The organism is Enterobacter sp. T2 (genome assembly GCF_010692925.1).
Taxonomy (GTDB): domain Bacteria; phylum Pseudomonadota; class Gammaproteobacteria; order Enterobacterales; family Enterobacteriaceae; genus Enterobacter; species Enterobacter kobei.
Genome location: NZ_CP048736.1, coordinates 2,515,846 through 2,534,830 on the forward strand (window position 1 = coordinate 2,515,846; position 18,985 = coordinate 2,534,830).

The following is an 18,985-nucleotide window of genomic DNA, read 5'->3' on the forward strand; positions in this document are numbered from 1 at the left end:
GAGTGTCAGTGGTGGGCATTGAGCCATGCTATCAAACGAGCATCGCTACGGGAAAGCGTCCCGTTTTTCAACTGATTATCAATGGCTGTGTATACTTTCTTTTCCGTGATCCCGTGAAGGGGGTTCAGTTCCCTGAAAACTGACTCACTGGTAAACTGGCACCGGGTAAATGCCTCCTCAGCGGTGCTGACGGTTGGGTGGATCACCACAATATTAAACAACGCGCTGATTGTTGCCCGCAGATAGTGTTCAAGGTTCACCGTCAGCAGGTCAATGTGCGGGCTGGTACCTGCATTGTGCACGATGGTATTTCTCAGCAGATACAGGCGGTGAAGATGTCGGGTGACTTTCTCGGCATGTTGCCCCAGTTTATCCGCCATTTTCTCGGGTGACGCACAGATCCCGGCAAGCTTACGCACCCGATACATGACATAGGGAAAGTGCTGTAAATCTGTCTGAAGTTCACGGACCCGGTCCGCATCTTTAAGAAGGGCATAGAGTTGCCCCAGCGGAAGTGAAGCGATCTCCGGTGTGCGCAAGGGGTGCCCTGGCTCTCGCAGAATGAAGCGCAGAACTTTTCTTAGAGAAAACAGTTGCTTAACAACATAGTCCAGCACCATACAGGGAGCCACAACACCGATGACATGCTGTTCATGTGATGGTGTGCCAGGGGCAACTCCTAGCGTTAATGATTCAAGCGCCGACCAGTAAGCGGTGAAACGACTCTCCTGAACTTGGCTTTCAATGCCGTTACGGAAAAACCGAAATGCGGAGCTGATTTTTTTACGGGACACATCCGGTGTATCCGTGAACAGTCGGTTCATCGCCACCATAAAGCGCGCAAACTCCTCGTCCGTTAACCGGTCCGCGTTTGCCTCGATTTCATTATCGAAGCGCGGCACTTCTGTTTCGTCTTCATCCCTGATTATCATGAACTGTTTCTGGACGGTGATATCTCCCTTACCTACCATGTAGGCAATGACATCCAGGGATTCACGAAGCATCTGACCGGCCATGTTACGGGCAGATGTGTCAGACATTGAGCAAACCGGTATATCGACTGAGAGGGAGAAGCGTTGTCGGGCTTCATCAAGTGGCATGAACACACATCCGTTGAACTGCAGTGTGGGTCCTTGCGTGTTAAGTAGGGTGTGCAGTTTCTCACTGGTAATAAACATCCGAACAGTCACGTCCCGAGTAGGCGTTACCAGTTTCTGCCGGAACGAGTGAAAGGCGGCCCGGAAAGCGTTCGGTTCAGTACTCACATTCCTGAAAATATTGATGTACAGCAGGTAACATTCCGTCAGTGTCATACCCCGGGTGAGGAGTACACTCATCACTCCGTTTGTCAGTGAGTAAATATCCCGTGCATGGTGTTCATCCAGAGGGGGCCATGCAAACAGTTCCTGTTCAAGCATCTCAAGAGCCTCAGTGATATAACTGGCCTCGGTGATATCCGCCAGTTGTACACATAGGCTACAGATAAGACGAGGACGCTTTTCCACCGGGCTGCGAGTGGGGTCAACCAGCAAATCTCTGTCCAGAAGAGTCACCAGTTGAGCGGGGATGTCCTCAAATGCTTCTCTCCTGAGAACTTGATCGGTCTCGAGTAACTCGAGCAGTTCAGTGGCCACCCGGAGTCTTTTTTTATCGGCACTGAAACGATCTTCCATTTCGTAAAGAAATAGCAGTTCGCGGATGGTGCTGAGTGGATTGCTGTATCCGACCCGGTCAGTATCCGGGCTGTTTTTATGGCAGAAGTTGGACCAGCATTCAATAAAATAAAGCTGACGCTCGGTGAGTACATCCCTGCTCAGACGTCGGTCGATACGCATAGGTCTGGAAATCTCTTGTACAGTGAGTTATTATTTATTCATACCATATTTAAACCATCTGCCGCCATGCGGGGGATGTCACCGAAAAAAACGGCTCTCCCTTCCGTCAGTGGCTCAGTCCCGGGAAGGCTCAGGGCCTCATATCCAGAAAGCCACCCTTGCGGGTGGCTTTTTTTTCAGAAGTCCGGATGGTCCAGTGCAGGCAACTACCTGGCGACCCGGATGATGTCCGCCTCCCGCCAGAACAGTGCTTCATTCATGTACCAGAACAGGTGGCGACGGAAGACATTTTGCTGAGGACGTTCCCGACCAGCCTGCTGCACACGCAGTGAAAGCCAGGGCACACCCATCCATCATGATGGGTTGGAGATTGAACATTCAGTCATCTCAGGCAGAGTAAACCCGGTCTCTGACAGAACGCCTGTGGGACGTTTATTGATGAAATTCATTCTCTTCCCCATTTATATTCCCTGCTGACCCTACAGAAAACTGAAAGGAAGTCATGAGACAATCATGAAGGTTTAAGGCTGGCTGTCCGTCAGCATGACTGAATAGTGAATACCTTGTGGCAGATTGATTGAGAATGGTTTATTCAGTGTAAGCGGGATGGTCTTTGGTGCAATCGGTATTGTCCTGATACTGTCTCCTACCAGGCGAGCATTCACGTATCGCTCGTGATCATAGTAATTTATCTCACCACTGATCTCGGCCGTTCTGCTTTTTTCACCCGGAGACAAATCAATATACATCGTCGCTGCGGCAAATTTTCTGTCCAGCTCAGAGGTGAATGCTTTTCCAGGCATCGGTCGAAGTGCATACAGTATAGCGTTATGTGTATTGTCTTGTTTCATAAGGCTGTCCGCAGTTACGGTAATTATGGTTGCCCCTGATACTGGCGACTGCATTTCCGTTCTGAGGTACTGCGCACTGTTTTCTGATGGCACGGCACTGCATCCCATCAGCGAGAGGCATAAAACAGCGAGTCCTGTCATTCTGTTCAATTTAAATGTCCTTTATCCATTATCAATAATTGGTGGTCGCTCTGTCAGTATCGGCATGATTCATAAAATGTTGATACTGTTATGCCTGGACCCGAAAGATACGAAAGGCGAAAACTATCTTGCTCATAAGATAAATAGTGCTAGTTACCACTGCTTTGGCTGGAATGACCCCACGACAGAAGACAATTTATGTCCTCACGAAGAGGCCTGTTCGAAGATCTTCGAACTGAGGGCGCGGAGAAGGCTGCGACGATTCAACATTATCTGTAGCAATTCAGTTTCAGAGCAGATGTGCAAAACATTTTTCAATAGACAGCAAAACCGGAAATGTAACTTTCCATAAAATCAGAACACTGATTAACCCAATCTCCGGAGATTCACATGCCTTTCTCTGATTTTCTGAAAATCATTCAGAAGTTTCAGTGTGCAACTGTGCTGGAAAAAGTACTGATGCTGCTGTTTGTAATTCTGATCATTGTGCAACAGGTGATCGATACGTTCTGCAGTCGATAAGACCCGGCCGGTAAGAAAGCGGGGTTGGATTAGACGGGTTTCTTACACGCCGGTCACAGCCAAGTGTCCTGCCGGAACGACAGGACACAGCCTGAACACAACGGGATTTCTGGCAGAATAACCGTAACACCCACCTCTTTCTGCGGAGCGCCATCTATAGACATTCTTACGGAAAAAAACGACACCTGATGGACAGGTACCGAAGGGTTAAACCAGCCAGGCTGATTAGAGTTATGGGAGTATTAGCTTCGTTTCGTTTGTTTCAAGCAGCTGTACTTGTTCGTCAATCCACTGCCCTGCAACAGCAGCTTCACTGAAATCTACTACCGGGTTATCTATCAGTTTCTGAAGGAGCTGTTCAATACGATCTATCCGGTAATGGAGATCACGCATTTCGGCTAAAAAATCAAATTGCTCCTGGTGAAAGTGAGTGTACTCGAATTTCAACCGGTACCGGCCGTTATGATAATTAACCTGTTCCTCTGTGTGTTGCCTTGCCTTACGAACTTCGTCAGCCAGGAATGTGTCAACATCACGTGTTTCTAACTCTCCGCTAAGGCGCTGCAGGGCAGGAAAGTGGTCAGGATAACAAAGGGCGAAAGTAATCATCATTCCCTCTAAAAAATGATCCCCTAACGTTTTATTAATCCAGTCCTTCAGCCACTTGCAATGCCTTTGCAGCGTAGGATCTGCACCTACAGAGACTGGCTCATAGGCCGCTCGAGCGATAATATGGAACAGAAGCGCTACGCAGTACATTTTGCCTTTCGTGCTAACCTGAACGCGATCATCGTATTTGAGATTATATGGGTTGATGTTGGGCATAACATCATGACTGTAAACCAAAAACTCAAGCGACTCATCCATGACCTTCTCAAAACGCTGGCTGCGATTGTTTCTGTCACTGATAGAGCCGGCCTGATACCACCGGTCCGAAAGCTGTCGGTATCGACGGTAATAGTCATCCTCTTTTTGCTGAATAAACTGATTCCGGATCTGGGCGTCAATCCGACGTGCCAGACCGGAGAAATCGGGTAGGACAAATTTCTCTGGTTCATTTTTCGGAGATATAAGTGCTATGAATTCAGAAACCTGCATGTCTTTACTCTGAGGTCCATAACGTTTTCCTGACATGCGAGTGCCGATGAAAAAGCTTTCAATCGTCATAACTTACCTTTCAGTGTCTATTCAGAAATTTTAAGTGTGCACTAACTATTCCATAAAACTGCATATCAAGACAAAATATCAATCAGTATAAAAATACTTTTGTATTACATTTGTATTGCCAATGTGTGCGTAATGGATTACAACTACTCCTGACTGATAAACATAATCTGGAGCCGTTATGATGAACAAGCTACAGGAACGATATGCTCGCATAATTGCGATAATGAACAATAAAGGTGGTCCTGGTAAGACCAGTTCGGCTACCAATCTGGCTGTTCACTATGCCAGATCAGGGAAGCGGACGCTGTTGATTGACTCGGACCAGCAGGCCAATACGACAGAAGTCACCGCAAATGGTAAAAAGTACTATTCCATGTATGGTCCAACTATTTGCGATCTCTACAGCAATTCTCGATTTGATATCCGCGATGTCATCATCCCCGCGATGGCCGGTGATGCTCCTATCCCTAACCTGGATCTGATTCCGTCTGACCCGACGTTCGAAAAAATTATTGAACAGACCCTTACCCGCAGTCACCGCGAAAAAATCCTGGGCCGTCATCTCGAGAAAGTTCGCACTGAATATGATTACATCATTATTGACTGTGCACCTGGGCTCAATATCGCAACCGGCAATGCAATTTTTATCGCCGATCATGTTCTGGTACCTGTCGATGGCGGGAGTTTTTCTCTGAGTGGTCTTGAAATCATGCTGGACTATATGGATGAGATCTCTGAGGAAGATTATGCACGCTTCAGTGTATTCCGGAACAATTACAATGGTGCAAATAAGAAAATAAACACTTATATCGAAACCGCCCTGGGCTCGCACGAGAGAATTTCTCCGAGACTATTGAAAAGCCGGATTCGTACTGATCAGGCCATAGTACAGTCTCAGGTGGCTTGTCTTCCTCTGTACTACTACCAGAAAAGTGCAATGGCTTTAGTGGATTACGGCAAACTTGCCCGTGAGCTAGAAGAAATTATCAGCAGTGAGGCAGCATAATGTCTAAAGAACTTGTTCGACCTATAATGGAAAAACCTGAACGGGCCAGAAAAGAAAGTAGCCTGACTAACATTGCGGCTAAAAAGAAAAATACGACAGGCGAAACACCAAAAACTATACGCATGACACCTGCGGAAAAGATGCTGGCGCAGGAACTGGTTGAGCAGATCCAGGCACTTACGCACAAGAACATTACGGTTTCCACATTACTTCGTGCAGGGCTGTACCTTGCTCAGTCAGCAGGACCAGAAAAAGTTCTGAAGGCGATTAAAGAGAACATTTAGCAATACAAATGAAATACATTTGTATTTCATCTTCAGACATCTTTCCTGCTCAGTCTGGCCTGCGGGATCAGCAGGCCATCTTGTCCAGTTGCTTAATTATCTCAAGTTCTTCTTTAAGCAAAACAGGGTACTGATGGGTACAGGATTTTAACATTAAGAACTGGCGATTCTGTCTTCATTTTTCGTGTATTTTTGAAGGGAGCCCTTTAAAAGCGTCTTCCCAGTAGAGTTCCCTTTCCTCATCATTAACAACTTTACTCATCCATGATTCCGAACGGTTCCAGCGAGCAGCAACTTCCTTCATGGTCCAGTTTTTTTCTTTTAATAATTTTTTAATCGTCTGAGTTGATAATCGGGCATTACTCCAGTTTTCAAGAGACTTTCTGGAAACATGAAAATCAAATTCAGGATATGTCTCTTCAAGTTTTTCTTTAGAAATAAAAGACCAGTTAGGTTCCTGGTACTGGTTGAAGTGAACCAGACTATATCGGTCATCCTGGGTTATGCTGATTTGAGATTCGTAATGTTCTACCCATACAGAATTCTCACGAACATACTCAAACAGAATTGATATCACTTCTTTACTTTTACGTTCCTGTGATTTAAATAAATCAAAAATCCCTTGCTGATTCTGTATTTTAATTGCACCGTCATTAATGAGTGCATTCACAGCTGATGCCCGTACACTCTCAACAGCATTGGTAATTGAAGTGTTATAATAATTTAACAACTGAGCACAGAAAAAAATTATCTTCCCGTTAACGATCTGAACTTTTAAATAGCAAAATCCCTCATCATCCCAGAAGGCTCTGAACTGCAGAGGAAGATATGTTTTTTTAAACCCTTCAATCAATCTGACACTGAGCTTCATCTTAGACTCCAACTGATTTTATAATGATAAATTGAACTATAGTTCAATATTTGTCAAATCAACGTGCAAACTGATGTCGAAAGAAGGCTGATACCTGTGGGAGATATTTTGATGCGGTAACAACCAGGACGGTCAGGATTTCTCACTCAATAGAATGAGTAACAACGCCAGCCAGAACCGGTAAAGACTGTAAGTGCATATCATCGGCACCGAATACAAATGAATTACAAAAGTAGTTCATTTGTATTCGGCGTAATTTCACTTAAAAGCTAATTAAATGTTCAATTCTTCAGCCGGTATTACACGGAAACCTACCAAAATTAGTTGGTTATATCATTTAGTTCATCCTTTACCGATCGTTCTAATACATCCAGCGCCAGGTGATGTATTATCAACTCAGTTGTCAGCTTAACGGGCAACTACCTCACGTTACGTCTGGATAACAGGCGCAACACACACGTAAATCTGAGAGGAATTCCACATGGAAACTCAAAGAATTCGATATATAAACTTTACAGAAGGAATCATCCATGAACCAATTTACAGAGGACCTACATAATGTAGTAGCTCAAATCTTAGCCGGCGCAGAAATCTCTGATAGTGAAATTTTCAAAGAATTAACTATTGAACCTGATTTTTACAAGGTGCAGGACCAGTATTACGGTGGAAATGGTATCTATTTCAACTCTGAATCAGAAACCCGCTTTTCACTGCGTAGCAAATCCAAAGGTGTATTGTATCTGGCCACCACGGCATTTACAGGGCTGAAAGAGTTTTATCAGGATGCTCCGCTTGTTGAAACTGAGGATCTTGAGAAAAACTGTATGGCGGTAATTCAGGCAGCACGCACAATCAAGATTATTGATTTAGCTGCCCTGGCGCCCCATCTGAAAACTCCGTTAGGTTATTTGATGGGCTCTAAAGCTGTCTATGAGGATACTCAGTGGCTGGCAGAAGTGCTTTCTCATTATGCTGATGGTATTGAATATTTGTCTCAACACACCGGCAAAACCTGTATCGCGTTGTGGTCTGACACCGTTGATGGAAACGGAATGCTGAAGAACATCTCAGTCACTCCGTTAATCCAGTTCAGTCTCAACGGACAAAGTACGCAGGCGATCTTAAAATCAAAGCTGGGTATTCTTACTCTCTGAGATTAAAAATGGGCCAAAAGGCCCATTTTTTTACATGGTATGGTTGGTACCAAAGTTTTCTGCCAGGATTCTGAAGTGGGTCATCTCTTCAGGCGTAGCGCCACGGCGCAGCGCGTCAACAATAGAGACATGTGTTTCAGTTCCCGGAATATCAACTTTACGGGTAAAGAAGTGACATTTCCGCACAGCACTGACCTTGTGTTTAATCAGGGATAATAATTCCGGGATGCCGGCCAGCATACCGCCTTCTGAATTATTCTCACGTGTGCAAAACTGAAATACCGGGTAAAGGTTTTCAGAACCCCATTTAATCTGAATAACTTCACCACGGTTTCCTCTTTTATGCAGGGTTGGCGGCGTGGTTGCCAGTATTTTTATAACGGCCGTTGATTTATGCACTCCGCCTGAATTCTCCAGCGACTTAAGAAATACTTCTCTCGCTTCAGCAAGATCTTCCTGGGCCTGTTTTTCAGGTGTCATGGTATTAATTAATGTCTGCAGCTGAGCCTGATTCTTTAATTCAGCCCAGAATGTTTCATCCTGCAGCGTGAGCAGTTCCAGTAACTTCTCGTGGGGCAGTTCATGCAGTGCTTCAACGAACTTGCTTCCCACATTCTGAATGCGGGTCTGCAGCAGCTGGATTTCAGTTTGCTCACGGTTTTTGAGGTGAGCACGGGCTTTATTAGGTGCATAACTGATGTTTGTCATAGTCGCCTCGTCTCGGGTGTTTAAGATTTCCATGACTTAAGAATACACAAAATCTTAAAGAAGTGCAATTTTTGTACTTCCTGCATTCCCTGCAAAATCTGCATTCCGATTTCCGCTATTTGAGGAAAGGTCGCCCAACTGAGGGCAGTTTGTCACAGAACACAACATACAGCCCTTCCCTCCCCTTCAGACCCCATCATCCAGGCAAAAAGGATCCTTTTTCGATCCTTTTGCGATCCCATACTCTCCTCACGCTAAAATATTTGTTTCTGATTTATGGTATATATCCAGAAAGCGGAAATTCAGTGCACACCGCTCTGCGGGTTTTTTCCGTGGCAGTCGCGGTCGCGAGCAACGAAAATGACAGCAGAATTTCATCAGATTGCGCTACGTGAAAAATGGCAGGGTTGCAGGGGTGTAACCCGACAGAATTTACGTAGCGTGAGCGGACCAACGGGGACACCATGACTCTGCCCTCTTTTATTAACGCCTCCCCTGCCCTGCCGGCGACAGGCCAGTCGGCTGGCCTGGACTACGGCCGCGCGCTTTCGCTACGCGAAATGGCCCGGCACTACACCGAGCTGCCAAAATATCTGCTGGCTCCGGAAGTGGCCGGACTGCTGCACTTTGTTCAGGACTGGGGTCAGCACGCTTTTTTTAATACGTTATGGAATACCGGGGCACGCCTGAACGAAGGCCTTGCCCTGAGACGGCGTGACTTTCACCTTAACGAGAGCATTCCGCATGTCGTTCTTCGCACCGCCAAACAGCGGCGTGCCGGCGGCGGCCGTCCGCGTAAGGGAAAAAGTGCCAACCGGGTGGTGCCGTTATCGGACCCGGCCTATGTCGATGAGATGCGCCGGCTGTTCGCCAGCACGAAGGAGCAGTTTGAAGATGATCCGATTACAGGCGAACGTCGCGCGCAACCGGTGTGGAATGTTTCCGACCGGACGGTGCGTAACTGGCTGGTCCGGGCTACTGATGCCGCGGATCGTGACGGCGTCAGACTGAGCATCGACGTCAGCCCCCATACCTTCCGGCACAGTTTTGCAATGCACCTTTTATATGGCCACGTTCACCCTAAGGTACTCCAGGGTCTGCTGGGGCATGAGAAGTTTGAGAGTACTGAGGTCTATACGAAAATATTTGCGCTCGACGTGGCTGCCAGTCAGCAGCTGCGCTTCACCCTCGATACACAGGATGCGCTGCAGCTACTGCGTATAAAATAGATAACCAAGTTGAGTTCCCATGAAAAAAACCAAATACAGATTTGAGAGTGATGACGATCCCTTTGTATCTAAAGATGTTTTGACTCTGATCGACAACGGACTTGTGTTTCTGGATAAGGCGCGTGAAGAATTGCAGGACTCCATGCCCAAATTTTCGATTGTCAGTTTCTGGACAGCGGTCGAGATCCTGCTGAAGGTACCTTTGTTACATGAGCACTGGAGTCTGGTGTGCTCCGGCAGGAAAATAGAGCGAGCAAGGTACCTTGCAGGTGATTTCCAGTCGGTGACATACGATGAAACATGTCAGCGATTAGCTGATGTTCTGGAACACCCTCTTCCTAAAGAAACCATCGACGTATTCAAAAAAGTCAAAGACCATCGCAACCGGGTGGTTCATTTTTATCATTCCGATTGGCACTGTTGCAAATAGTCGGTGGTGATAAACTTATCATCCCCTTTTGCTGATGGAGCTGCACATGAACCCATTCAAAGGCCGGCATTTTCAGCGTGACATCATTCTGTGGGCTGTACGCTGGTACTGCAAATACGGCATCAGTTACCGTGAGCTGCAGGAGATGCTGGCTGAACGCGGAGTGAATGTCGATCACTCCACGATTTACCGCTGGGTTCAGCGTTATGCGCCTGAAATGGAAAAACGGCTGCGCTGGTACTGGCGTAACCCTTCCGATCTTTGCCCGTGGCACATGGATGAAACCTACGTGAAGGTCAATGGCCGCTGGGCGTATCTGTACCGGGCCGTCGACAGCCGGGGCCGCACTGTCGATTTTTATCTCTCCTCCCGTCGTAACAGCAAAGCTGCATACCGGTTTCTGGGTAAAATCCTCAACAACGTGAAGAAGTGGCAGATCCCGCGATTCATCAACACGGATAAAGCGCCCGCCTATGGTCGCGCGCTTGCTCTGCTCAAACGCGAAGGCCGGTGCCCGTCTGACGTTGAACACCGACAGATTAAGTACCGGAACAACGTGATTGAATGCGATCATGGCAAACTGAAACGGATAATCGGCGCCACGCTGGGATTTAAATCCATGAAGACGGCTTACGCCACCATCAAAGGTATTGAGGTGATGCGTGCACTACGCAAAGGCCAGGCCTCAGCATTTTATTATGGTGATCCCCTGGGCGAAATGCGCCTGGTAAGCAGAGTTTTTGAAATGTAAGGCCTTTGAATAAGACAAAAGGCTGCCTCATCGCTAACTTTGCAACAGTGCCTACCGTTTTGGGTGGTATCAAAACTCATAACATTTGAGACGGTTAAAAAGAGAACAGAACACCCGTTTACGAAAGGATGCGTGATGGCTGCTGATTTTCTGACCGACAAACAGACACAGAACTACGGGCGTTATGCCGCAGAGCCAAACGAGATCCAGCTGGCACGGTATTTTCATCTTGATGAGCGAGACCTTACTTTCATCAACCTGCGTAGGGGCAGGCATAACCGGTTGGGAATTGCCCTTCAACTCACAACTGCCCGCTTTCTGGGAACCTTCTTGTCCGATCTCATGCAAATACCGCCCGGTGTCCAGTTTTATGTCGCAAGGCAACTTAACATCCGCTATCCAGAGATCATTTCCCGCTATGCTCAAAGGGAAAACACACGTTGGGAGCACCACGGGCTTATCAGGCAGCACTATAGCTATCATGATTTCGGTGATTTCCCGTGGTCGTTCAGACTGAAGCGATTGCTGTATACCCGTGCATGGCTCAGTAATGAACGCCCCGGACTGATGTTCGATTTTGCCACCGCGTGGTTGCTTCAAAATAAAGTGTTGTTGCCAGCCGCATCCACCCTGACGAGAGTCATTGGTGAAATCCGTGAGCGTGCGACCCGCCGCTTGTGGCGAAAATTGGCCGCGCTGCCAAACCGTTGGCAGACCGCACAACTGGCTGGGTTACTTGAAATCCCCGAAGGACAGCGACTCTCAGTGATGGAGCACCTAAAAAGAGGCCCTGTCACTATCAGCGGCCCCGCGTTCACTGAAGCACTTGAACGTTACACTCGCCTGCGCAGCCTGGAGTTTTCCTGTCTGAATTTCACTGGGCTGCCCGCCATACAGCTCCGCAATCTGGCACGCTATGCCGGAATGGCATCGGTGAAATATATCAGCAGAATGCCAGAAGAACGGCGGCTGGCGATCCTTACCGCATTCGTGAAAGCGCAAGAAATCTCGGCGCTGGACGAGGCCGTTGACGTGCTGGATATGCTGATCCTCAATATTACCCGGGAGGCGAAGAAAACCGGGCAGAAAAAGCGACTTAGGACGCTCAAGGATCTTGACCGCGCGGCGTTGCTGCTGGCGCGGGCATGCGCACTTTTACTTGATGAAGATACCGCCGATGATTTGCTGCGAAAGACCATATTCAGCAGTGTGTCTGTCGCCAGACTGGCAGAGTCCGTGGAAAAAGTGAATGAACTGGCCCGCCCCCAGGATACAAACTTTCAGGATGAAATGGTGGAGCAATACGGACGGGTAAGGCGTTTTTTGCCCGCACTACTGCGCGATCTGCACTTCCGTGCGGCCCCAGACGGTGAACATACCTTGGCTGCCATCCATTACCTGGCAGAGCTAAACGGCTCGAAAAAACGGATCCTGGACGATGCACCTGAACATATCATTTCAGGCCCTTGGAAACGCCTGGTGTACGATGCTGACGGTCGGATACAGCGAGCAGGTTACTCGTTGTGTCTGCTGGAGCGACTTCAGGATGCGCTACGCCGTCGTGACATCTGGTTGGAAAACAGCGATCGTTGGGGTGATCCGCGCCAAAAACTTCTTCAGGGGGAGGAATGGCAGGCGCAGCGGGTTCCAGTCTGCCGGGCATTGGGTCACCCCACTAATGGCAGTAAAGCATCGGAGCAATTGGCCGCTCAGTTAGATGAAACCTGGAAAACGGTGGCATCACGTTTTGATCGCAATACCGCCGTGGACATCTGCAATGAAGGTAAACATCCTTCGCTGACCATCAGCAGCCTGGATAAATTGGATGAACCACCGGCGCTGATACAACTGAGCAGCCGAGTCAGACAATTGCTTCCACCCGTTGACCTGACAGAACTGTTGCTCGAGATTGACGCCAGAACTGGCTTCACCCGTGAATTCAGCCATGTCAGCGAGTCAGGTGCCCGTGCGCAGGATCTGCATATAAGCCTGTGTGCGGTGATGCTGGCTGAGGCCTGCAATATCGGACATGAGCCGCTGATCAAGCACAATATCCCTGCACTGACTCGCCATCGTCTGAGCTGGGTGAAACAGAACTACATCCGAGCAGAAACGCTGGTTAGCGCCAATGCGCGGCTGGTTGATTTTCAGTCCTCGTTAGCGTTGGCAGGATACTGGGGGGCGGGGAGGTAGCCTCCGCTGATGGTATGCGTTTTGTCACGCCAGTGAAAACGGTGAATTCTGGCCCCAACAGAAAATACTTTGGTTCAGGGCGCGGCATCACCTGGTACAACTTTGTCTCTGACCAATATTCGGGTTTTCATGGCATAGTGATTCCTGGAACACTGCGGGATTCCATCTTTGTGCTGGAAGGGCTACTTGAGCAACAAACGGGACTAAACCCGGTTGAAATCATGACGGACACAGCAGGTACCAGTGACATTATCTTTGGCCTGTTCTGGCTACTGGGATACCAATTTTCACCTCGTCTGGCGGATGCGGGTGAGGCTGTGTTCTGGCGGGCCGACAAAGCAGCGAATTACGGGGCGTTGGACAAACTGGCGCGGGGTTGTGTTGACCTTTCTAAAATCGAAAGCCACTGGGATGAGATGATGCGGGTTGCCGGTTCGCTGAAGCTGGGCACTATTCATGCGTCAGAACTCATTCGATCGCTATTGAGAAGTACCCGACCGTCAGGGCTTGCTCAGGCAATAATGGAGGTCGGAAGAGTTAACAAGACACTGTATCTTCTCAACTATATTGATGATGAGGACTATCGTCGCCGGATCCTAACACAGTTGAACCGGGGTGAAGGCCGCCATGCCGTTGCAAGAGCCATCTGCTACGGTCAGCGTGGCGAGATCAGAAAACGTTACCGCGAGGGGCAGGAAGATCAGTTGGGTGCGCTGGGTCTGGTGACAAACGCAGTGGTGCTGTGGAATACGCTTTATATGCAGGAAGCCTTGTCGCACCTGCGCAGCATCGGGGAAGGGCCAGAGGATGAACATATCGCGCGGCTTTCGCCTCTGATGCACGGTCATATCAACATGCTGGGACATTATACGTTCACACTACCGGAGGATATTATGAAGGGGGAATTGAGGCCGTTAAATCTCAATTTAAACAATGAATTATCTCCTTAGCGTGGTTTTTTACATCATTGGCCCTCAAACCCCATGATGATGGTTTCGAAACGTCTTAAGGCCAAAGACTATCGAACGGTTTCCACGGGATTTAACGTCCTGAGCTCTAAGCCAGGGCTGATAACTTTGGCCATAGCCCACTCCTATGCCGTCACCTAGCGCATTTTCATAATCCAAATAGGATTTGAGACGCCTACCCCTACCCATGATCGTACCCAAAAAACGACATTGATACGTACCTATATGTGCATTTTATAGTCTCCAACCCTATAACCACACATTCAGTAAGAATACAACATTAGCGTCGTTTTTTGAGAATGGTTACAACTTTAGTGCTTTGTGTACAACTTTATTGTCTTCGGACAACAGTATTTATTATTTGAGAACAAAAATGAAAAAGCTCATTGCGTTAAGTGTTATCAGTCTTGTCCTGACCGGCTGCGTTAATCCGGGCAAAGCGTCCGTTCAGCCAGAGCAGCTGAAGAACCATCGTTTTGTACTGGAAAATGTGGATGGCAAAGCCGTGAAGGGCATGCCAACACCACCTGAGATCAGTTTTAACGCGCTGCCCGCTCTGAACCTGGTAGATAACATCAGCGTGTCTGGCACGATGTGTAACCGCTTCAACGGACAGGGGAAATTGTCCGAAGGTGAGCTGACAGTGAAAACGCTGGCAATGACGCGCAAACTCTGTACTGAACCGCAGCTTAACGAACTGGATCACACCCTCGGCGACATGCTGCGCAAAGGGGCGCAGGTCGACCTGACGGAAGACCAGTTAACGCTGGCGACCGCCGACAAAACGCTGATGTTTAAACGTGTTGACTGATCAGTAATTACCGCAGCTGCCAACGGCAAGCGACTGTTCACTGCAGCGTTTGCCGTTTGGCAATGCGCACATCCCAATAGCTGAACCATCAAGCTGGCGGGCAACCGACAGCGAGCCGCCAATCATGGCACAGTTGGCTTGTCCTGAGCTGGACATTGACGCTCTCATTCCCGGCGCTACGTGAGCCGCCGTCGCCTGCTGAACAGGCTCACTGCTACATGCCGACAATAATAATGCGGCACACCCAATCAAAAATGCTGAACGCATGCTCTCTCCCCCTTAAATAATGCGAAACCTATGCATAATAGGCATCACCTCCCGTGTCGTCGAGAGCGGATGTGCGTATTTATGCGCTACTGAAACAATTTCTCGCAATTTTTTTACCCTTTAGTTGATCTACTCATTGATGACGAGAATATCGAGGACACAAAAGCGAAAATCGTAAAACCCCCTGTTTGCTAGACTAAAGAGATAATATTCAAGGCTTGTCGTCTTATGACAGGCCCTCTTTTTTGCGCAATGTAAGGGTGTCGTCCTATGCAAACTATTGACGGTAATGGTGCAGTTGCCTCAGTCGCGTTTCGCACCAGCGAAGTTATCGCCATCTACCCGATTACGCCAAGCTCGACCATGGCGGAACAGGCGGATGCCTGGGCGGGAAACGGGGTAAAAAACGTCTGGGGTGATGTCCCGAGAGTGGTTGAAATGCAGTCTGAAGCGGGAGCGATCGCTACGGTTCATGGTGCGCTGCAGACAGGCGCGCTCTCCACGTCGTTTACCTCCTCACAGGGATTGTTGTTGATGATCCCGACGCTGTACAAACTCGCCGGCCAGCTGACCCCCTTCGTCCTGCACGTCGCCGCACGTACCGTTGCGACCCATGCGCTCTCCATCTTTGGCGATCACTCCGACGTGATGGCCGTGCGTCAGACAGGCTGCGCCATGCTCTGCGCCAGCAGCGTTCAGGAAGCACAAGATTTTGCGTTGATTTCGCATATCGCCACGCTTAAAAGCCGCGTGCCGTTTATCCACTTCTTTGATGGTTTCCGCACGTCTCACGAAATCAACAAAATCGTCCCGCTGGCGGACGATACTATCCTGAATCTTTTGCCGCAGGCGGAAATCGACGCGCATCGCGCCCGTGCCCTTAACCCGGAACACCCGGTAATTCGCGGGACATCAGCCAATCCGGACACCTATTTCCAGTCCCGTGAAGCCACGAATCCGTGGTACAACGCGGTTTATGACCACGTCGAGCAGGCAATGAATGATTTTGCCGCCGCGACCGGGCGCACGTACAAGCCGTTCGAATACTACGGCCATCCGCAGGCTGAACGCGTGATTGTGCTAATGGGTTCCGCCATCGGCACCTGTGAAGAGGTGGTTGACGAGCTGCTGACCCGTGGAGAAAAGGTCGGCGTACTTAAAGTGCGTCTGTATCGCCCGTTCTCGGCCAAACATCTGCTCTCTGCTCTGCCGGAAAGCGCGCGTACGGTGGCGGTGCTCGACCGAACCAAAGAGCCTGGGGCACACGCTGAACCGCTTTACCTGGACGTCATGACCGCTCTGGCAGAAGCCTTTAACCAGGGCGAGCGTGAAACCCTTCCGCGGGTGATCGGCGGTCGCTATGGCTTATCCTCCAAAGAGTTCGGGCCGGAGTGCGTGCTGGCGGTATTTAATGAACTGCGGGAAGCAAAACCCAAACCGCGCTTTACGGTGGGTATCTATGATGATGTCACGAACCTGTCCCTGCCGTTGCCGGAAAATACGCTGCCTTCAACCGCCAAACTTGAAGCACTGTTTTACGGCCTGGGCAGCGATGGCAGCGTCTCGGCGACCAAAAATAACATCAAGATCATCGGTAACTCGACCCCGTGGTATGCGCAGGGTTACTTCGTCTACGACTCCAAAAAAGCGGGTGGCCTGACCGTTTCCCACCTGCGCGTCAGCGAGCACCCTATCCGCTCGGCCTACCTGATTTCTCAGGCCGACTTTGTTGGCTGCCACCAGCTGCAGTTTATCGACAAATACCAGATGGCGGAGCGCCTGAAGCCAGGCGGTATTTTCCTCCTCAATACGCCGTATAGCGCGGATGAGGTCTGGGCGCGTCTGCCGCAGGAAGTACAGACGGTCCTGAACCAGAAAAATGCCCGATTCTATGTGGTCAACGCGGCAAAAATTGCCCGCGAATGTGGCCTGGCTGCACGTATTAATACCGTGATGCAGATGGCCTTCTTCCATCTGACCCAAATCCTGCCGGGCGACAGCGCACTGGTAGAGTTGCAGGGCGCGATCGCCAAAAGCTACAGCAGCAAGGGACAGGAGCTGGTAGAGCGTAACTGGCAGGCGCTGGCGCTGGCGCGCGAGTCGCTGTCCGAGGTGCCGCTGCAGCCGGTGAATGACGCCAGTCCGAACCGTCCTCCGGTGGTCTCTGATGCGGCGCCTGATTTCGTTAAGACCGTAACGGCAGCCATGCTGGCCGGGCTGGGTGACGCCCTGCCCGTCTCCGCGCTGCCGCCTGATGGAACCTGGCCGATGGGTACCACGCGCTGGGAAAAGCGCAATATCGCCGAAGAAATCCCGATCTGGAAAGAAGAGCTATGCACGCAATGCAACCACTGCGTCGCGGCCTGCCCGCACTCGGCCATTCGTGCCAAGGTCGTGTCACCGGAAGCGATGGAAGACGCACCGGCCAGCCTGCACTCGCTGGATGTAAAATCCCGCGATATGCGCGGACAGAAATACGTTCTGCAGGTCGCGCCGGAGGATTGCACCGGCTGTAACCTCTGCGTTGAGGTCTGCCCGGCGAAAGACAGGCAGAACCCGGACATTAAAGCAATCAACATGATGTCGCGCCTGGAGCACGTTGAAGAAGAGAAAGAGAACTATGACTTCTTCCTGAATCTGCCGGAAATCGATCGCAGCAAACTGGAACGGATTGATATTCGGACTTCGCAGCTCATCACGCCGCTGTTCGAATACTCTGGTGCCTGTTCCGGCTGCGGTGAAACGCCGTATATCAAGCTGCTTACTCAGTTGTATGGCGACCGGATGTTGATTGCTAACGCCACCGGCTGCTCGTCCATCTACGGCGGTAATTTGCCCTCTACGCCTTATACCACCGATGAAAAGGGTCGCGGTCCGGCCTGGGCAAACTCACTATTTGAGGATAACGCCGAGTTTGGCCTGGGCTTCCGCCTCACCGTTGATCAACACCGCGCGCGAGTGATGCGCTTGCTGGAGCAGTTCGCCGGGCAAATTCCTGCCGAACTGAATGCCGCGCTTCACGCCGAAGCGACACCCGACGTGCGTCGCGAGCAGGTGGCAGCGTTGCGTCACGCCCTTCAGGGGGTCGCGGGTGCAGAGCAGTTGCTGACCGACGCTGACGCGCTGGTCGAAAAATCCATCTGGTTGATTGGCGGCGACGGCTGGGCTTACGACATCGGCTTTGGCGGGCTGGATCACGTCCTGAGCCTCACCGAGAACGTCAACATCCTGGTGCTGGATACGCAGTGTTATTCCAATACGGGTGGGCAGGCGTCGAAAGCCACACCGCTGGGCGCCGTCACGAAATTTGGTGAACACGGTAAGCGCAAAGCACGCAAGGATCTCGGCGTGAGTATGATGATGTACGGCCACGTTTACGTCGCGCAAATCTCGCTCGGCGCGCAGCTTAACCAGACGGTGAAAGCGATTCAGGAAGCAGAAGCCTATCCCGGCCCATCGCTGATCATTGCCTACAGCCCGTGCGAAGAGCATGGCTACGATCTGGCGCTCAGCCACGATCAGATGCGTCAACTGACGGCGACCGGCTTCTGGCCGCTGTACCGGTTCGATCCGCGCCGTTCGGACGAGGGGAAATTACCGCTGGCGCTGGATTCGCGTCCGCCGTCAGATGCGCTGGCAGAGACGCTGATGCAGGAGCAGCGCTTCCGTCGCCTCAATGCGCAACAGCCTGAGGTGGCGGAACAACTCTGGAAAGACGCCGCTGCCGATCTGCAAAAACGGTATGACTTCCTGGCACAGCTGGCCGGGAAAGCCGAAAAATCAGCCAGCGACTAACG

Annotated in this window: 15 protein-coding genes and 3 pseudogenes; 10 read left to right on the forward strand and 8 right to left on the reverse strand. The window is 50.1% G+C overall.

Features of this window, described 5'->3' with window-relative positions; genetic code table 11:
• Positions 1 to 5: 5 nt before the first annotated feature.
• The 3 genes from G0034_RS12060 to G0034_RS12070 form a co-directional block, all read right to left on the reverse strand.
• Entirely contained in the window at positions 6 to 1,835 is a 1,830-nt protein-coding gene (locus G0034_RS12060) for a hypothetical protein (RefSeq protein ID WP_001217270.1), read from the reverse strand.
• Between the two features lie 206 nt (positions 1,836 to 2,041).
• A complete protein-coding gene (locus G0034_RS12065; protein WP_007372357.1) occupies positions 2,042 to 2,179 on the reverse strand; it encodes a hypothetical protein in 138 nt (45 codons plus the stop codon).
• 177 nt (positions 2,180 to 2,356) lie between these two features.
• Positions 2,357 to 2,827, reverse strand: coding sequence for a hypothetical protein (locus tag G0034_RS12070; protein ID WP_001804960.1), 471 nt, complete (start codon positions 2,825 to 2,827; stop codon positions 2,357 to 2,359).
• A gap of 390 nt (positions 2,828 to 3,217) precedes the next feature.
• On the opposite strand from G0034_RS12070, the gene G0034_RS23380 reads away from it, so the two are divergent.
• Positions 3,218 to 3,349: a hypothetical protein gene (locus G0034_RS23380; RefSeq protein ID WP_001116618.1), complete on the forward strand. Its 132-nt coding sequence runs from the start codon at positions 3,218 to 3,220 to the stop codon at positions 3,347 to 3,349.
• A gap of 231 nt (positions 3,350 to 3,580) precedes the next feature.
• On the opposite strand, the gene G0034_RS12075 is transcribed toward G0034_RS23380, so the two are convergent.
• Entirely contained in the window at positions 3,581 to 4,516 is a 936-nt protein-coding gene (locus G0034_RS12075) for a hypothetical protein (RefSeq protein WP_000151478.1), read from the reverse strand.
• A 178-nt stretch (positions 4,517 to 4,694) separates the two neighbouring features.
• Here G0034_RS12075 and G0034_RS12080 point away from each other — a divergent pair, with 178 nt between their 5' ends.
• Together G0034_RS12080 and G0034_RS12085 are read left to right on the forward strand one after the other, a co-directional pair.
• The gene (locus G0034_RS12080) at positions 4,695 to 5,522 is read left to right on the forward strand and encodes a ParA family protein (protein WP_000981293.1); all 828 of its coding nucleotides are present in this window, start codon (positions 4,695 to 4,697) and stop codon (positions 5,520 to 5,522) included.
• Positions 5,522 to 5,806 carry a hypothetical protein gene (locus G0034_RS12085; protein ID WP_000032260.1) on the forward strand — a complete coding sequence of 95 codons (285 nt, stop codon included), beginning with the start codon at positions 5,522 to 5,524 and terminating at the stop codon, positions 5,804 to 5,806. The genes G0034_RS12080 and G0034_RS12085 overlap by 1 nt, the downstream gene beginning before the upstream one ends.
• Positions 5,807 to 5,981: 175 nt before the next feature.
• Here G0034_RS12085 and G0034_RS12090 read toward each other — a convergent pair whose 3' ends face one another.
• A complete protein-coding gene (locus tag G0034_RS12090) occupies positions 5,982 to 6,677 on the reverse strand; it encodes a hypothetical protein (protein ID WP_000778342.1) in 696 nt (231 codons plus the stop codon).
• A 530-nt stretch (positions 6,678 to 7,207) separates the two neighbouring features.
• Between G0034_RS12090 and G0034_RS12095 the strand changes: the two genes are divergently transcribed.
• Positions 7,208 to 7,831, forward strand: coding sequence for an RES family NAD+ phosphorylase (locus G0034_RS12095; RefSeq protein ID WP_001071437.1), 624 nt, complete (start codon positions 7,208 to 7,210; stop codon positions 7,829 to 7,831).
• Between the two features lie 30 nt (positions 7,832 to 7,861).
• On the opposite strand, the gene G0034_RS12100 is transcribed toward G0034_RS12095, so the two are convergent.
• On the reverse strand, positions 7,862 to 8,539 hold the full coding sequence (locus G0034_RS12100; RefSeq protein WP_000182008.1) for a hypothetical protein: 678 nt from the start codon (positions 8,537 to 8,539) through the stop codon (positions 7,862 to 7,864).
• Between the two features lie 464 nt (positions 8,540 to 9,003).
• Between G0034_RS12100 and G0034_RS12105 the strand changes: the two genes are divergently transcribed.
• The 4 genes and pseudogenes from G0034_RS12105 (at position 9,004) to G0034_RS12120 (ending at position 14,092) form a co-directional block, all read left to right on the forward strand.
• Positions 9,004 to 9,768, forward strand: coding sequence for a tyrosine-type recombinase/integrase (locus G0034_RS12105; protein ID WP_000174662.1), 765 nt, complete (start codon positions 9,004 to 9,006; stop codon positions 9,766 to 9,768).
• Positions 9,769 to 9,787: 19 nt separating this feature from the next.
• Positions 9,788 to 10,174 (forward strand): annotated as a pseudogene (locus G0034_RS12110) (hsdR); the annotation flags it as partial.
• Between the two features lie 70 nt (positions 10,175 to 10,244).
• The gene (locus tag G0034_RS12115; RefSeq protein WP_001067855.1) at positions 10,245 to 10,949 is read left to right on the forward strand and encodes an IS6-like element IS26 family transposase; all 705 of its coding nucleotides are present in this window, start codon (positions 10,245 to 10,247) and stop codon (positions 10,947 to 10,949) included.
• A gap of 135 nt (positions 10,950 to 11,084) precedes the next feature.
• Positions 11,085 to 14,092, forward strand: a pseudogene (locus tag G0034_RS12120) (Tn3 family transposase).
• A gap of 36 nt (positions 14,093 to 14,128) precedes the next feature.
• Here the strand turns inward: G0034_RS12120 and G0034_RS12125 are convergent.
• Positions 14,129 to 14,299 (reverse strand): annotated as a pseudogene (locus G0034_RS12125) (TnsA endonuclease N-terminal domain-containing protein); the annotation flags it as partial.
• Between the two features lie 184 nt (positions 14,300 to 14,483).
• On the opposite strand from G0034_RS12125, the gene hslJ reads away from it, so the two are divergent.
• On the forward strand, positions 14,484 to 14,921 hold the full coding sequence (hslJ, locus tag G0034_RS12130) for a heat shock protein HslJ (protein WP_047027048.1): 438 nt from the start codon (positions 14,484 to 14,486) through the stop codon (positions 14,919 to 14,921).
• On the opposite strand, the gene G0034_RS12135 is transcribed toward hslJ, so the two are convergent.
• A complete protein-coding gene (locus G0034_RS12135; protein WP_023330510.1) occupies positions 14,922 to 15,188 on the reverse strand; it encodes a putative hemolysin in 267 nt (88 codons plus the stop codon). It abuts the gene before it with no gap.
• A 270-nt stretch (positions 15,189 to 15,458) separates the two neighbouring features.
• Here G0034_RS12135 and nifJ point away from each other — a divergent pair, with 270 nt between their 5' ends.
• Entirely contained in the window at positions 15,459 to 18,983 is a 3,525-nt protein-coding gene (gene nifJ, locus G0034_RS12140; protein WP_045268212.1) for a pyruvate:ferredoxin (flavodoxin) oxidoreductase, read from the forward strand.
• The last annotated feature ends 2 nt before the right edge of the window (positions 18,984 to 18,985 follow it).

Bases quoted from the DNA above. Each gene is read 5' to 3' on its own strand.
- G0034_RS12115 (WP_001067855.1), top strand. From the start codon at position 10,245: ATGAACCCATTCAAAGGCCGGCATTTTCAGCGTGACATCATTCTGTGG.
- G0034_RS12135 (WP_023330510.1), bottom strand. From the start codon at position 15,188: ATGCGTTCAGCATTTTTGATTGGGTGTGCCGCATTATTATTGTCGGCA.
- G0034_RS12105 (WP_000174662.1), top strand. From the start codon at position 9,004: ATGACTCTGCCCTCTTTTATTAACGCCTCCCCTGCCCTGCCGGCGACA.
- G0034_RS12090 (WP_000778342.1), bottom strand. From the start codon at position 6,677: ATGAAGCTCAGTGTCAGATTGATTGAAGGGTTTAAAAAAACATATCTT.
- G0034_RS12070 (WP_001804960.1), bottom strand. From the start codon at position 2,827: ATGACAGGACTCGCTGTTTTATGCCTCTCGCTGATGGGATGCAGTGCC.
- nifJ (WP_045268212.1), top strand. From the start codon at position 15,459: ATGCAAACTATTGACGGTAATGGTGCAGTTGCCTCAGTCGCGTTTCGC.
- G0034_RS23380 (WP_001116618.1), top strand. From the start codon at position 3,218: ATGCCTTTCTCTGATTTTCTGAAAATCATTCAGAAGTTTCAGTGTGCA.
- hslJ (WP_047027048.1), top strand. From the start codon at position 14,484: ATGAAAAAGCTCATTGCGTTAAGTGTTATCAGTCTTGTCCTGACCGGC.
- G0034_RS12085 (WP_000032260.1), top strand. From the start codon at position 5,522: ATGTCTAAAGAACTTGTTCGACCTATAATGGAAAAACCTGAACGGGCC.
- G0034_RS12060 (WP_001217270.1), bottom strand. From the start codon at position 1,835: ATGCGTATCGACCGACGTCTGAGCAGGGATGTACTCACCGAGCGTCAG.
- G0034_RS12080 (WP_000981293.1), top strand. From the start codon at position 4,695: ATGATGAACAAGCTACAGGAACGATATGCTCGCATAATTGCGATAATG.
- G0034_RS12095 (WP_001071437.1), top strand. From the start codon at position 7,208: ATGAACCAATTTACAGAGGACCTACATAATGTAGTAGCTCAAATCTTA.
- G0034_RS12100 (WP_000182008.1), bottom strand. From the start codon at position 8,539: ATGACAAACATCAGTTATGCACCTAATAAAGCCCGTGCTCACCTCAAA.
- G0034_RS12075 (WP_000151478.1), bottom strand. From the start codon at position 4,516: ATGACGATTGAAAGCTTTTTCATCGGCACTCGCATGTCAGGAAAACGT.